Below are 14,722 nucleotides of genomic sequence, written 5' to 3'. Positions count from 1 at the left end.
GAAGGCCTTGTCTTACGTCCATGATCTCCGCGGCGATTCGGATGCAATCCTTGTCGGTGTAGCAACAATCATCGCAGACAATCCTCAGCTCCACCGGCTGCGATGTTTAGGACAGCTGTATTTCCGTAAAGCCATGCCAGGCTTTGCAACCATAGGCGGTTGCGTTCGACATTCCACCAAGGACAGCCATAATAATTGGGTGTGGCTCTTCTAGAGGGACGATTTTTGCATCATATCCTATAGATATCACTCGTAATTCTACGATTCGCTGTGCTCACCCCAGATATTCCCGTGAAAAGCGGATGCCACACCACGAGAACTCCATTGAACATCTTAGACACCCCGTGAATCTCGCAGTATGGTAACGTCATGGACTACATACAGCGCAACCCCGGGGGAACGCCGTTTTGGTATGGCGGACGATCGTTCACCGAGGCCGAGATTGAAACCATTCGCCGCATCACCGATGATCCCTGGTGTACCACGCAAGGTGCCATTGCCCGTGCCGTCTGTACGGCCTTGAATTGGACCATGGCCAATGGCCAACCGAAGTTAGCGACCTGTCGCAAAGCCCTGCAACAGATGGAAGAGCATGGCGTCATTTGGTTGCCCTTACCGACCCAGGAATCCCGTGGCACCCCCCTGAGGCGCCCTGGACCGCCGCTTCGGATCCGCAAGAGCTCCTTACGGGCTCTCGGGGCGACTTCCCCGATCTCCAGTGGCAGTTAGTGGAACCGGGCAGTGCATCGGCCCAGTTATGGGGCGAACTCGTTCGGCGGTATCATCCTTTGCATAGTGCGCACATGGCGGGGCCCCAACTCCGCTATCTCGCGGTCGTGCACGACCGCATTGTCGCGTGCTTGGGCTTTGGATCGGCCGCGCTCAAGTTAGCGGCTCGGGACCAATGGATTGGGTGGACGCCGGAAGAACGGACGGCTCATTTGTCCCAGGTGGTGGGCAATCGGCGATTTTTGGTGTTGCCGTGGGTGCAGGTCCAAGGCTTAGCCTCGAGTTTCTTGGCGGGCGTCGCCCGCCGTCTGCCAGCGGATTGGACCCACCGCTACCACGAACACCCCGTGCTCTTGGAAACGTTTGTCGAGCATGCGCGCTATGCGGGCACGGCCTATGCGGCCGCCAATTGGCATAAAATTGGGCGCAGTTCGGGGCAGGGCCGCCTGGCGCGGCCGCATGCGGCCGCGCAACCCGTGCGCGACATCTGGGTGTATCCGCTGCGCCCCGACTTTCGAGCCGCCTTAACGGATGGGCGGCGCACCGACCCGATCGCCCCAGGCGGATCCCGAACGCCTTCCCCCGCCACCCCATCCAAGAAAGGAGCATCACGACGATGACACCGGTTCAGACTCTGCCAGGGGGAGACCCCACGACCTTTCACAGCACATGCGAGCGCTTTGACACGTTGCTGACCTTTGCCGGCAGCGCCGAAGCGCAGGCCCTCACATGCCGCCTTGGAAGTCGAGGTCGAGTGCCGCGGGCGTGAGATGCTCCGGCAATTGATGGCGGACCATTTCGCCCTGCGGGCGAAGGAGGAAGTGCATCACGCTCAGGTGATGGATGCCCAGGGGATCCCCCATACGGCCCACGAGGACAACCACACGCGGCCCTTGGTCACCATCTTTGGCCCCATCCCGGTGAGTCGGGTGGCCTATCGCCATAAAGGGACGACCAATCTGTATCCCGCCGACCTCGTCGCCAACCTGCCCTCCGAAAGTTATTCCCATGGTCTCCGAGAAATCGCCGCGCGTACCGCTCTCCAAGACTCGTTTGACTCCACCGTCGACACCATCGCACACCAGACGGGGCAACGGCTGGGCAAACGGCAGGTCGAACAACTGGTCGGCAAGGCGGCCAGGGATGTGGACGCCTTTTACGCCCAACAGCCCCGGCTCCCAGTGGCGGCGCATCAGGTGTTGGTGCTGTCCGTGGACGGCAAAGGGATCGTGATGCGACGAGAAGGCCTGCGACCCAGCACGGCCAAAGTGGGGAACGCGGGGCACAAACTCCAGACCCGGTTATCGTCGGGCGAGAAACGCGGGCGCAAACGCATGGCGGAGGTCGGCTCCGTGTACGGGGTGACCCCGGTGGTCCGCACGCCTTCCGATATTCTCTCACCCCCATCGGCTGATTCTCCGGCCGCCAAGACGCCGGGGCCGAAGGCCCAGGATAAATGGTTGACCGCCAGCGTCGTCGGCGATGTCCGCTCCGTCATTCAGACGGTCATGGACGAAGCCGAACGGCGGGATCCGCACCATGAGCGCCCCTGGCTCGGCCTGGTCGATGGCAACAATGATCAGTTGCGGCATCTGCAAACGGAAGCGGACCAGCGCCACATCGACCTCCAGCTGTTCATCGATTTCATCCATGTGCTGGAGTATCTGTGGAAAGCCGCCTGGTGCTTTTTTGTGGCGGGGGACCCCCAAGCCGAAGCGTGGGTCTTGCACCACGGTCTGGCCATTTTGCACGGGAAATCGTCCGTGGTGGCCGGGGCGATTCGCCGCAAGGCCACCACAAACCACCTGACAAAGGACCAGCGCAAGGCAGCGGATCGGTGTGCGGACTATCTCCTCCATAAACGCGCCTATTTAGACTACCCGACGGCCTTGGCGCAAGGCTGGCCGATTGCGACCGGCATCATTGAGGGCGCCTGTCGCCATCTGGTGAAAGATCGATTCGATATCACGGGAGCCCGGTGGGGTCTCGCCGGGGCCGAGGCGATTTTGAAACTCCGCGCCGTCTGGAGTAATGACGACTGGACGGCGTATTGGGCGTACCACTTGGCCCAGGAACAACAACGGGTGCACCGGGAGCGCTATGCCCCCGGCTCGTTTTCCGCAGCCGCCTAATCTGCTGGTTGCTCTGGTGGGGATTCGACCGAACCCTTCGTGCCTGCCGCCAAGAGACGGCGTTGAATGAGGCCCAAGCGGGCCTCGAAGTCGGCACTCGTGCCATCAGTCTTGGTCAAAATCTCCTGCAGCGCCATGCGAAGCGCTGCGGCCTCCGTCGCGGGCAGCCCTGACAGGCTGTCAGCGACTGACTTCAGCTCCGGGGCTCGTTTCGATGAGCTCATGAGATCTTCCCTCCTCTCGCATCCTGGATACTCTTACGACTACTCTATCTTTATATCATTCGCGCTCGGGGTCATTTTTCTTGCCAGAAGGGCGTAGAAACGCACGGGCGACGCGGCGAGGAATTCAGCCCTAGCGGATCGGCCACGTGACTGCGACGGCGACTGCCTTCTGCTAAGGAGCCGATGTTTTGTATTCCGTCCCTCTAAGGGAGCCACACCCATTTTCATTCGCTTACTGTGCAGGAAAAGACAGTAGAGGACTGACGGCACACAAGTCGGACGACTCTGAATTCAACAACATGGTACGATTTGTCGCCTGCCACCAATGCAACTATTCCCCTATAAAGTTCCATCGTATTTCGGTCGTTTTCCTAAAGTTGGGGGTTATCGATACCACGGCGTTGTTGGGTGCATTGGGTCCGATTTGATTGTAGAAGTTGTCCATAACATTGTCGGATAATGGCTGTAACAACAGTCGGCTGTTCTTGCATGGCCATGTGGGCGGCGTTCGGCACAACAATTAGTCGTGTACGGCAAGGAATTTTTCTTCTCAGCACACCAGACCAACTTGGATCAACAATTTGATCGGAATCGCCCCATATCAAGTGCACTGGTACTCGAACCTTATGTAACCTCGGCAAAACACCAAACAGGTTTCGGTCGTCAAGTTTATCAAACTGGGCTTCAAATTGCCTAGCCAGAAATGTGTCCTCCTGATAGCGCTCGGCGTCATAGGGTGTTAAGGTACTGCCTTTGTCAGCATAAGCTCGCTGTAACCTTGGTAGAGATCGCAGACTTTTCGGATTGAATCCCTTGGGCTGTCCGGAAGGACTGATTAAGATTAATCCCCTAACAACTCTCGGGGACTTTGGGAGCAAAGTGGCCATTTCTAAAGCAAATCTACCGCCCCTAGAATGACCAACAAGAATGACGGGTGCTGTCATTCGGTGGTTTAGCCAGTTTAGTAAGCTGGTAGCCATTGCGAGTGAATCCTCGATATTATCTAACGGAGGGGATTGTCCGTGCCCAAACAAGTCCAATGCCAGCCATGTGATAGAATAACGTTGAAGTGGTTGGATCAACGGCTCCCATGCTCGGAGTGAGCTGCGGGCGCCATGCAGCATAATGAGAGCTGGGTTTCCTTGGCCATATAGCTCAAACATTGGTGTTTGCATTCCTACACCTCGAATCAGTGGTAAATTAACCGCAGAAAGACTGGTGCTATGATGCATGAACGAATAATTTCTAATCTGTCTAGTCCATGGACCGGCAACAACGTAAAGTTACTTGTTCGGGGAAACGAACGATTTGTTCGAAAGGTATTCGGCGGAAAAACAGGTTATCTTCGAGAAACACATGCGTATCGGGTGTTATCGGAAAAGTTACGGCCGAAACTACTAAGAGACATACCAACATCCCTCACCATTGAAATTTCTTACGACCCCGTCGCACCGAATACCGTTATCAGTGATTTTGACATAGGGACATTAATGAGTCAACTGCATGCTTCTACGATGGGGATCTCTCCATGTGTTCGGGACCCCGGCACAGAACTTGTCGCACCAACGTGGTTGGAATACATTCGTACGCAATCCGGAAAATGGGTTGACATTATTGAAAGGCACATGGGTCGCAAAGTAACGGACCAGTTGACGACCCTTCTCTCCTTAGTCGAGTCGCAGGGAAACCCGAAAATATGCCTAATTCATCGAGACATTCGGCGTGCCAACATAGGATCTCGGGACAATTCCTTGGTTTTACTCGACTACGAGCTCGCAATATGGGGAGATCCCCTGTGGGATGTTGGGCGGTATCTGTTGGATTGCCCATCACGCGACGACTTCTTGGCGGGTTACGGCATGCCGGACAGCGAAGTGTTGATCGCGTATACGGGTCTTTTCGCGTTTAGTTTCGCGGAGTATCTTATTCGCCATGGTTACAATTCGGGAGAAGATTTTAAGAATTGTGTGCGAGCGATCTTTAATGGTCGTTTATGACGGGATTATCAAGTTTTTGCCAAATAGCAAAGATGAGGGGGGACGAACCCGTCCACGTTATATGATAGTGCTGAATGAACTTCAATAGTCTGAAATCCAACGGATTTGAGCATTCGCTCCATAGTCCTTGGCTTGTATAGGTGCATACCATACGTATGAAGACGAGATCGCGTTCCCGCGGCCTTAGGAACTGTTGTTAAAGTGATGGTCAACCAGTTGCGACTTGCATTCCACTGTGTTGCGACCAAAATATATTCGGTCTTGGTTTCGATCCAATTCCTTGGTACAAAGTTGCATAACACAGCTTCGAAATCAGGGATCTCAAGTATCAGTGACCCAGAGAGATTCAAACTTTGTCGCATCCGGCGCAAGGTATCAAGGTTTTCTCGTTGGGATTTGAAATATCCAAAGGAGTTAAACATACAAAGGACTACGTCGAATTCATGTTGAACGCCAAGGGTTCTGATGTCCTGATTGTACCATCTTACGAGATGGCCATCGTCTGACTCCGTGGCCTTAGCGATCAGATGAGAATTAACATCCAATCCTGTGACTGATATTCCGCGGCGCGCCATCTCTAGGGCGAGCTCCCCAGTACCGCAAAATGTGTCCAGCGCGGTCTCAGGCATACGATCAAGTAGTGAGAGAAGGCTTGTAACAAATATTTCGTTATCGCGGTACCGGGGAGCCGCGAGACTTGCATAGTTGGCTGCGTATTCGGTATCGGCCCAATTGTTCATCTTCATTTTGTGGTCTCCCTCCCATATTTACCCAACCAGTTCGCGAGTTCGTCTGGGGTGGTGGCTCGCCAATGAACAACGGCTTGTACCGCAGGGTCGAGCTCGCCAACGCCGATCGCAATATCTGCCGATAAGAAACTAGGCAAGTCATTGAGTCCATCGCCAATGGCGACTATGTGTTGGGATTTCTTTATACCTAATAGTTTGATGCATTGTTGCACTCCCGAAAATTTGGTTACACCGAAGGGAAGCAACTCAAGGACAATCTCTTGGTCGAACCTTGGCCATGCAAGAACGGAAAGGCGCATAGTGGTGGCCAAGGTTAAAAATGAGGCTGTATCCCGAAGAGAACGAAGAGCCAATCTCAAAGATATAATTCGCCTAAAATCATAACGCCGGTTAGGTAGCACCTCTTCAGAACTCCCTCGTAAGTAGCGCGCGACGGTTCTGTCTGGGTAATCAACGTAGTAGTTCTGATTTAGTTGCTCTAACTTAGCCGCTACCGTCATCACTTGTTTCTCTGTTAGAGACCGGTAGATGCGCTGGTCTCCGGAATGAACAGCCGCACCATTTGCCATAACAACCCCATCAAAGAATGGAGGTATGGACTTGGGGACTGCATGCGGGCGCCGCCCTGTAGCCAAAACGACAAAATGTCCCCTTTGGCGCAGATCATTCAGTATAGGAATAAAGTCTGGATGTATGTCCGTTCTGTCCTCGTTTGCGAGACAACCGTCAAAGTCCATAATAAATAATGACAAGAACTCAGCCCTTCCGTCGGCTTCGTCACTCGGCCGTCACTAGTTTTTGCGAAATCCGTTCCTTTACCATGACAGACATTTTACCGTTGCATATGTCCCACATTTCTTTCCATAGTTCCTCATTGAAGAATCCTGTCATTGCCATTCGTTTTGCAATTCGTCGGCGTTTGTCAGATAGGTGTCGCATTTTGTTGACTGTTAAAATAAGCCCTTGAATATTTATTGAAGGCCCTCGAATTACCTCGTAATACGATTTAAACATGGAGTACCAGACATCATCTATGGGTCTCATATGTGGAAAAAAATCTCCGTCGTACGTCATCCAATTCCACTTCAGGTCGGGGTATAAGGTATGGTGAATGTCGACGGTCAAGTCGGTAAAAAAACCTCCGCGAGTCCTGAAGAGTCTATAGCGCTGTTGCAGGATGGGGTCGCCGGGAACTTTTCGATAAGGAACTACAATTTGCTTCGTTAGCGGAAACAACTCATAATGGCCGACCTCGTGTTCCCGTACAACTTCGTCCGAGGCTTTCATCCATGCTCCGCTCCGAGAGAAGGTTCCATGTTGGAAGCCGCGCTCAATCAAAGCAGAACGTACATCTTCTGGAGATTTCGTTAACACGTCGCAGTCCGCCATTTTGCGCCAGCGAAGTTCGTCTGGATCTAAGTAGATATCGCGTACCCCTTTAATCCAGCAATAGTCTAAATACCGATGCTGCAACCACGAGTTAATTAGAAGCGCTTCGGAAAAGAGTGTTTGGTTGTGAATAAGAGCCAAGTCAGCGAGATTCGACAGCTGCCGGCTCAAATCATTGGATGCGGATAATCTTCCAGAGTCGATGTACACCTTAACAATCCCCGCAAGCCTCGTATTTAGCAAAAAAGGCATGTCCGAACAGCGAAGAGGTCTCGGATGAGTCTTGGTCTGCTTTAATAAATACAGTACTAAGTCGAGCATAGAATTCACCTTTTTCGGGAGATATCTAGTAGCAGGAGGGCAAGAAACATGTCCTCTACTTGTTATTCTTCTTGGTAATAGTCTTTGTCTTTTTTGACTTTGGCTCACTCTTTGGCCACTTAATTGCCGCGATAATGTCTGACATGGTCTCACCTCCTCTCTATAAAATGACAATTATCCCATTTCTTGCCACCCCTGCGCCTAAATTGTGGTATAAATTAAATAAAATGGCAAGTATGTGGGGTAAGCATTCAATGATAAATTTATTTTTTGGTGGCGCATTCTTAACCATTGCGACTCAGCTTTTTTACTTTGTCGTGCCGTGGGTGGTTTTTTCCATCACCCACTCGACTGAACTAACCGGTGCCACAATGGCGGTGGATTTTGCAATCAGAACCATCGTAGGGATCGCTGGTGGACCGGTGGCGGACCGGGGAAACTCGAAACGCATTTGGAGAATCGCTATGGGCATGATGATTATTGCTGTCATTATGCTTATGATTTTACCGGTTCCTTGGGTGGTCGTTGCTGTTGCCTTATTCGCAGGTGCTGGAACTATGGTCTATCTATCGGAGAGAGTTTTCTTGGCTCGCGGCTTTTCGGGAGTGGCATGGCGCAAAGCCAATTTCGCATTTCAACAAAGAATTTGGATCGGACGGTTATTTGGAAGTTCAGCCGGCGGTCTGTTGCTGCTACTGGGGCATGGCGATTGGATGGAAGCTTCGGTGGTGAGTGTGCTAATTGTGGTCGGGTACTTCTTTCTTTCACGGGCTTATGCCCAGTTAGATGGGGACGTTGGTGGTCGGCTAATCGCGAGAGAACCTTATTTTAGAGACCTTTGGGCGGGCTTGCGAATAATTTTCTCTCATCGACTACTGATTTCTTTTACCGTCGTTGCGTTGCTTATCAATTTAGCCATGGGAGTAAATTCCGTTTATTACGTGATTCATGCCATAAAAGACCTTCATCTTTCTTCCAGCAGTGCTGGTGCCTACGGAGTGTGCTCCGGCTGCGGTATCTTGGCTGGCATTCAGCTAACTCGCAGAACACCCTTAAACCAAAAAACAATCGCTTTTTCGGTGATTATCTTAGTTTGCGGAATGGTTTTGATTGGCGAAATCTGGTCACTCTGGTCATACCTTACGGGCGCCTTTTTACTAGGCGCTGGCACAGGTTTCTATAACGCTGCGAGCGCAGTTATTCGCGGGGCTTTGGTGTCCGAAGATGCCCATGCTCGCGCATTTGGAAATGCTATTGCCATTGGACAGTTAACAGTTCCTCTAGGCCTAATGGGCGGAACCGTGATCGGAGGCGCATTTGGAACGCGTGCATTGTACTTTGCGTTGGCTGCCCTTTTGGGATTGGCTACGATTTTCACATTAACATTTAATGAAAAGGAGAGGTCCCGTGGAAATTTTATTTCTGAATCCAACCCGACGCGTTGAGGTTATTTCGCTCTTCGAACCAAGCCTACAAAGGTATGGTTCAAAAGTGAACGTAGCCTGTTATGAGCCTTTCGACCCAACTATGATCATGGCTGAAAACTCCGTCGTCGTTAAACTCGAATGGGATGCTGATACCCTGAAACATATCTGCCGTGATTGGCACATTGATCTCATCATCCCTTACCTTGACGTGGACGTCGGTAGGTTATTTCCATTAACGGCTGATCTTGAATCTAGTGGGACAAGAGTAGCAATGGGATCCCATCCTAATACCATAGTAAGTCTGTCTAAAATTGCGACAGATAAAGCGTTGCGGGAAATAGGAATCCCTTCTCCCGACCAATTTCGGCCGGAAAGCATAAAGTTTCCAGCTGTCGTTAAACCTGATCGTGGTTCAGGAGCTGTGGGGGTACGTAAGGTTACCAACGACGCGGAGGTACTAGCGGCAGTGAAATGCACGGAGGAACCTATGATTCAGGAATGGATTGAGGGAACGGAATACACCGTCGACGCTTTTTGCTGTAGTGGAGAGATCATGGTTGCTGTTCCGCGAAAACGACTAAAAGTTCGCGGGGAAGTTGTCATTGCGCAAGTCACACGACACCCGCGTATTGTGGAACTTTGTCGCACGATTTGTGAATGGTTTCATTTCGAAGGGTGTGTTAACATCCAATTCCTTGAGGATCATAAAGGTAACCTATTTTGCATAGATATTAATCCTCGTATTAGCGGTGGACTACCTATAACGATCAAAGCGGGAGTCGATATTCCAGCCGCCTTATTGGATTACTTCCTAATAGGCACAGTTCCTCAGTTTGATGATTCAAGAATTCAATGGGATTTAATCGGTTCACGGTGGCTCGTGACAGAGTGTTTTTTGCATGGGGATAGATACGCCGACACCTCACTACTAAATTCATATTCTCCGAGTTCACAGAAGCGCGCTTACGATCAGCATAACTAAAATTTAACTTGGAGGCTCACGAAACAATGCAAACAAGAGAAAAGGTAGTTTTTGTGAATGTTGATTTGCGAAACATTGACAACCTCTTTCAGGGTACTCGGGAACCTCTCCAACCGCTAGACTTGATGTATGCAGCAAATACTTTCGACCAACAACGGTATGAAACTGTATACGTGCACGACGCCCTAGAAAATTTCGGCTTGCTTAAGACATTGCAGTTTAGCGTTGTTGTTATGTCCACCACGAACAGCTATTTGCAGTGGAACAATCACAATTTGTCTCTTGACGGGGTCTTGACTCTGTTGGAAAGGTTTGAAAGACTGCGAAAACATAAGGATTTTTATCTAGTTGTTGTCGGCCCACATTCACTATCACATTATCTTCTTATAGTAAACAAAGGAGCAGATGCCGTGATCGTTGGCGAACCAGACGTCACGGTCGCACCCGTAGTCGAGGCTCTCCTTCGTGGAGAGTCCCTGCACGGGTTCGACAACGTCATCACCCCGCTCACTATAAATGATCAGCCGCGTCCGATAGCGGTTGCAAATCTAAACACACTACCGACTCCAAGATGGGAGTTTTGCACAGGCAAAAAGTTTGATGCGCACAATGCGCCTGCGTCCTTCGAAAATGGGTTTCTCTACGAGCTATCTCGGGGTTGTCCGTTTCAGTGCATTTACTGCAATACCATTGATTTCCGAAGGAACTTCCGAGTCAAGTCGCCACAGACCATTGACCGTGACTTAGCGATTATGACCAGGGAGTTTCAAGCGAAATACGTGTATTTTATTGACGAATCCTTTGGATATGACGACGCATGGTTCCAGGAAGTTATGCCAGTTGTGAAAAAACATTCGTTGAACTGGGGTTGTCAGGGAAATATGAAATTTACAAATGAAAGCAAGCTACGTCAAATGGCCGATGCAGGTTGCTTAAGCATGGAGTTCGGATTTGAAACCTTTAACCCAACCGCCCTTAGGTACGCGCACAAGAGCAATGACTTAAATAGGGCTCACGAGCTCTTTAGCAGTGCAATCAAGGTTGGGATATCACCATTGTTGTTTATGCTTATTGGGCTACCAGGCGAGACGTTGGATACAACGTTGGCGACAGTAGATTTTCTAGAGTCGCTTCCGGAGGGATTCCGGTTTTCCATTGGCATACCAACTCCGTATCCTCGCACAAGGTATTACGAGTTGGGGGTGCAACAGGGTCTCATATCCCCTGGAGATACTGGGGACATGCTGTACAATGTGTCCGGAAAGATTGGAACGTCGTTGCGGTGGCGTAATGAGGACTCCCAGAGGAGATTTGTAGCAAAGTTTGGTCCGAATAATTGGGGGAATCGATCTACGATCGCAGAACTAAGGACATTAATTTCGGAATCTCTGACGGAGGTGCGGGAATGAAACCGAAATTGGGGTTGCTAGTTGACGGACCAATGTTACCTTCATTTGAAGGTGCCACCCAACGGTTCACAAATATGGCGTATTGGTTAGAATCCTTAGGAATGGAACCGGTTATCATCCATGTCTACCGAGGGTGGTCTGACCTTAGCGAAATCCAAAATCAGCCCTATAAAACTTACGTTGTAACCCCGAATGTCTTCCGTGAAGCATTCGCCATGATTTTGGACGTGCTGCAGCGCGAACGTATAAGCATTTTTCAGCTAAACGATCCGGAACGAGTTATCTCCGTGGCTCCGATTGTTCGTAACTCCTTAGGTGGGACTAGGATATGTTTTGAGGTTCACGATGTAACGCCAGATCTATTGCGGTTACTCGGGGCCGATCTCTCACAAATTCGAGAGGCCGAGAAGATTTTTAGCGAAGCCGTTCGAGTATCCGACTACTTGATATGCTTTACGAAAAGCGACCGAGAGCGGTTAATTTACTACGGTGCGTCGGCCGACCGAGTTGCTGTTGTCCCGTGTGGCACTGATCCTCAAAAAATTCGGCCGAGAACACTTAATAAACCCCGACTAGAGGTGGTATTTGTAGGCAATCATTTTCACAAACCTAACCAAAAAGCTACTTTAGATATCATAGAACGTATTGCTCCCTATGTTGTGGAGCGAAATCCCAATATACAATTCGTAATTGTTGGCGACGCGCCTAAGAGCTTACAAGTAATGGCAAGTCGGGTAAACAATGTTACCTTCAAAGGGCGAGTACCGGATCTTAATAGCGCGTTCGAAACAGCAGCTGTTGCTATCAATCCCGTAACCACCGGAACCGGCCTCCGAACTAAGGTTCTGGATTATATTTCTAGCGGAGTTCCGACCGTAACGACCACTCAAGGTGTTTCTGAGTTGGAACTGGACGGTTGCGTCATATTTGAGAACGACGTGCTACGGTTCGGGGAACACATCCTAAATGTGGTTGCGTATCCTGAGAGATACCTCACCATGACGAGACGTGCGCGTGCTCGAGCGGAGCAGATGGCATGGCGCAATATTGCCCAACAGGCGAAAAGGGTTTACGAACATGTTCTGACTCTGGAGCCGCTGACCGCTGAGGCGTTCCAACCCCACTTGCCCTTGGCTGAACCCTATTGGCTTGTTGACAATATAGAACAAGGGAGATTTGCGAGCTTGGAACCCCTTGACTTTCGATTAGACTTTTTACAATACGGCCAAGGTCAATTAGTGGTGCTCGGCACCAAAAGGAGCAATGCCGGAGATGTTAGCTAACATCGAGAACTTAACTTCAAATTATTTCGAAAACAACGTTTCGTTCGGGGACTTGTTGACGTACAAGGTGAAGTCGGCAAAGCCTGATGACATGCATTTCACGCTTGATTATCTGACGCCTTACTTTAAGCTCGAGTCTGACGTTCTTCCTCGAAAGTCGTTCGTGTTGATTAGTTTAGGATCTGATGAGCATTCGCAGTTTCGCACTCGCATGTGTCAAGGAAGCTATCGGAATGTTCGAGTTCACTACGATAACGTTGCGAAAGAATTCTATGATGGCTATCCTACAAGAATCTTATTGCTAGAAAACGGTAATCATATATTGATCGATACACGGAACACTACCTATGTATTTCCTAACCCTCTAGCCAATGATGCTAAATACGTGTTCATGCGCGTACTGCGAGCAACTGCACAAAAGGATATCGAGACTATGGGATTCGTGCAAGCCCACGCAGCTTCGGTGGCTATCAATGGGAAGGCCATTCTGCTGGTAGGAGCCGGTGGAGCTGGTAAGACGACGATGATGTTAACAGCTGTTCTCGGCGGCGCTGGCTTTATAAGCAACGACAAAACGTTTTTGTTTCCCGCCGGGAACTCTAAAGGAATAGTGGCTTATGGATGGCCCTATTCAATCAACATAGATTTAGGTACGACGGCCTTGCTCCCTCAGATACAGCCCCTCTTTAATCACATGGACCATTACCAGCACTACGAGTGGGATTCATATAAACGCGGCAAACGAACCTTCACCCCAATTGAGCTAAGGCGAGTTTTAGGGAAAGACATTACTAGCAAGGCACCGTTAGCTGCAATTATTTATATCGATCCCACATATCGGAAGGAGGAGGTACTTCGTATTGAGGCAGACGCTGGGATAGCTTGGTTTCGGGATAACGTGCGAACATATGAATTTACCGATTGGGTTTCAGGGACGGTCGATGAATTTGACGGTGTTGGAGATACAGTTATCCCTAAATTGCTTGCCAAGGCTCCTTTTTTTAAGGCCGGTCGATTCCAAAGTAGTCAGAAACTCATTGCAATGTTGGAAGATTTAGAACGTCGATTGTGAGGAGGAAAATGGATGGAGTACCGACGTTTGGGGGCTTCCGAAGTGCGTTTGTCTGCCATAGGGCTGGGAACAGCCAACTGGGTATTTTCTGGTGCGATGTCTATTGTGGATGCACAGCAGTGCGTACGTACGGCCTATGAAGCCGGGATAAACCATTTTGATTGTGCTGATACATATGGCGCCAAGCCCCATGATGCGGAGCAATTATTAGCGCGTATACTTAGGCCGTACAACCGAACCGAATACATTCTGACCACCAAGGTATATTGGCCCACAGGGAAAAACCCTAACGAACGAGGTCTTTCGAGGAACCACATTAGAGAGGGAATTGAAGCAAGTCTTCGGGCTCTCGATACGGATTACGTAGACATCTTTTACTGCCATCGTTTCGACCCTGATACCGAAATTGAAGAGACGATACAGGCAATGAGCGAACTCATTAATCAGGGTAAGGTCCGTTGTGTCGGCGTAAGCGATTGGAGTTTACCCCAACTGGCCGACATGGTCTCAATCCAGAAAAATATAGGGGTTCATGGTGTCGAGGTTATTCAATATCAATACAATGTCTTAAATCAAGACGCGGATCGGGATGGAATTATGTCTTGGGCCGCAGAATCGCGCGTCGGAATAGTGACCTATTCCTCATTAGCCGAAGGGTTGCTTACGGGAAAGTATATCCGTGGAAAGCCATTTCCTTCGATGTCCAGGGCTCAGCACCCAGGACCGTATTGGAGTATTGGTCGCCTAGTTACCGATAACAACCTTGCCAAGGTGGAACTGTTAGGGGGCATTGCCCGGGACTTGGGAATTAGCGTGGCTCAACTATCCCTCGCGTGGATACTTGCGAACCCAGCCGTTACAAGTGCATTGATTGGAGCCACCCATCCACTGCAAGTTAAACAAAATATAGGCGCCGTTAACATGAAACTTTCGCGAGCAATCCTTGACCGCATTGACGAGGTTTACCGTACGTAAAGTAATAAATTACAACATTTTAGGAAGGAGTGT

The 14,722-nt window shown here is 50.1% G+C and carries 17 protein-coding genes; 12 read left to right on the top strand and 5 right to left on the bottom strand.

Going from position 1 to position 14,722, the window contains the following annotated elements; all coding sequences use genetic code 11:
* The 5 genes from CO251_RS17650 to CO251_RS11185 form a co-directional block, all read left to right on the top strand.
* Positions 1-214, top strand: a 214-nt coding sequence (locus CO251_RS17650; RefSeq protein WP_207654678.1) for a hypothetical protein, incomplete at its 5' end; no start/stop codon positions are given.
* Between the two features lie 155 nt (positions 215-369).
* Complete coding sequence (locus CO251_RS17750) at positions 370-729, top strand: hypothetical protein (protein WP_242968563.1); 360 nt, start codon at positions 370-372, stop codon at positions 727-729.
* Positions 627-1,349 (top strand): Druantia anti-phage system protein DruA, encoded by a 723-nt coding sequence (locus CO251_RS11190; protein ID WP_242968562.1) that lies wholly within the window; start codon positions 627-629, stop codon positions 1,347-1,349. Before CO251_RS17750 ends, CO251_RS11190 begins: the two co-directional genes overlap by 103 nt.
* Entirely contained in the window at positions 1,346-1,498 is a 153-nt protein-coding gene (locus CO251_RS17435; protein WP_158246304.1) for a hypothetical protein, read from the top strand. Before CO251_RS11190 ends, CO251_RS17435 begins: the two co-directional genes overlap by 4 nt.
* A 1-nt stretch (position 1,499) precedes the next feature.
* On the top strand, positions 1,500-2,861 hold the full coding sequence (locus CO251_RS11185) for an ISKra4 family transposase (RefSeq protein WP_103375907.1): 1,362 nt from the start codon (positions 1,500-1,502) through the stop codon (positions 2,859-2,861).
* Here the strand turns inward: CO251_RS11185 and CO251_RS11180 are convergent.
* Both CO251_RS11180 and CO251_RS18090 read right to left on the bottom strand, forming a co-directional pair.
* Positions 2,858-3,085 carry a hypothetical protein gene (locus tag CO251_RS11180; protein ID WP_103375906.1) on the bottom strand — a complete coding sequence of 76 codons (228 nt, stop codon included), beginning with the start codon at positions 3,083-3,085 and terminating at the stop codon, positions 2,858-2,860. The two genes, CO251_RS11185 and CO251_RS11180, sit on opposite strands and share 4 nt — an antisense overlap.
* A gap of 371 nt (positions 3,086-3,456) precedes the next feature.
* A complete protein-coding gene (locus CO251_RS18090) occupies positions 3,457-4,209 on the bottom strand; it encodes an alpha/beta fold hydrolase (protein ID WP_369825263.1) in 753 nt (250 codons plus the stop codon).
* Positions 4,210-4,575: 366 nt separating this feature from the next.
* On the opposite strand from CO251_RS18090, the gene CO251_RS11170 reads away from it, so the two are divergent.
* Positions 4,576-5,082 carry a phosphotransferase family protein gene (locus CO251_RS11170; protein ID WP_158246301.1) on the top strand — a complete coding sequence of 169 codons (507 nt, stop codon included), beginning with the start codon at positions 4,576-4,578 and terminating at the stop codon, positions 5,080-5,082.
* A gap of 8 nt (positions 5,083-5,090) precedes the next feature.
* On the opposite strand, the gene CO251_RS18085 is transcribed toward CO251_RS11170, so the two are convergent.
* From CO251_RS18085 to CO251_RS11155, 3 genes are read right to left on the bottom strand one after another with little or no spacing between them, the layout of a single operon-like run.
* Entirely contained in the window at positions 5,091-5,822 is a 732-nt protein-coding gene (locus CO251_RS18085) for a class I SAM-dependent methyltransferase (protein WP_369825262.1), read from the bottom strand.
* Between the two features lie 2 nt (positions 5,823-5,824).
* Entirely contained in the window at positions 5,825-6,583 is a 759-nt protein-coding gene (locus CO251_RS11160) for an HAD family hydrolase (protein WP_103375902.1), read from the bottom strand.
* A gap of 25 nt (positions 6,584-6,608) precedes the next feature.
* A complete protein-coding gene (locus CO251_RS11155) occupies positions 6,609-7,541 on the bottom strand; it encodes a hypothetical protein (RefSeq protein WP_103375901.1) in 933 nt (310 codons plus the stop codon).
* A 254-nt stretch (positions 7,542-7,795) separates the two neighbouring features.
* On the opposite strand from CO251_RS11155, the gene CO251_RS11150 reads away from it, so the two are divergent.
* From CO251_RS11150 to CO251_RS11125, 6 genes are read left to right on the top strand one after another with little or no spacing between them, the layout of a single operon-like run.
* Complete coding sequence (locus CO251_RS11150; protein WP_146039062.1) at positions 7,796-8,986, top strand: MFS transporter; 1,191 nt, start codon at positions 7,796-7,798, stop codon at positions 8,984-8,986.
* Positions 8,949-9,950: an ATP-grasp domain-containing protein gene (locus CO251_RS11145; RefSeq protein ID WP_158246300.1), complete on the top strand. Its 1,002-nt coding sequence runs from the start codon at positions 8,949-8,951 to the stop codon at positions 9,948-9,950. Before CO251_RS11150 ends, CO251_RS11145 begins: the two co-directional genes overlap by 38 nt.
* 26 nt (positions 9,951-9,976) lie before the next feature.
* Positions 9,977-11,359 (top strand): radical SAM protein, encoded by a 1,383-nt coding sequence (locus CO251_RS11140; protein WP_103375898.1) that lies wholly within the window; start codon positions 9,977-9,979, stop codon positions 11,357-11,359.
* Entirely contained in the window at positions 11,356-12,642 is a 1,287-nt protein-coding gene (locus CO251_RS11135; protein ID WP_103375897.1) for a glycosyltransferase family 4 protein, read from the top strand. The genes CO251_RS11140 and CO251_RS11135 overlap by 4 nt, the downstream gene beginning before the upstream one ends.
* Complete coding sequence (locus CO251_RS11130; RefSeq protein WP_103375896.1) at positions 12,632-13,714, top strand: hypothetical protein; 1,083 nt, start codon at positions 12,632-12,634, stop codon at positions 13,712-13,714. Before CO251_RS11135 ends, CO251_RS11130 begins: the two co-directional genes overlap by 11 nt.
* Before the next feature lie 12 nt (positions 13,715-13,726).
* Positions 13,727-14,689 (top strand): aldo/keto reductase family protein, encoded by a 963-nt coding sequence (locus CO251_RS11125; protein WP_103375895.1) that lies wholly within the window; start codon positions 13,727-13,729, stop codon positions 14,687-14,689.
* Positions 14,690-14,722 lie beyond the last annotated feature (33 nt).

Source organism: Sulfobacillus sp. hq2 (assembly GCF_002903155.1).
Taxonomy (GTDB): domain Bacteria; phylum Bacillota; class Sulfobacillia; order Sulfobacillales; family Sulfobacillaceae; genus Sulfobacillus; species Sulfobacillus thermotolerans.
Note: the sequence above shows the minus strand (reverse complement) of the source record. Positions and strands in the feature narration are given on the sequence as shown.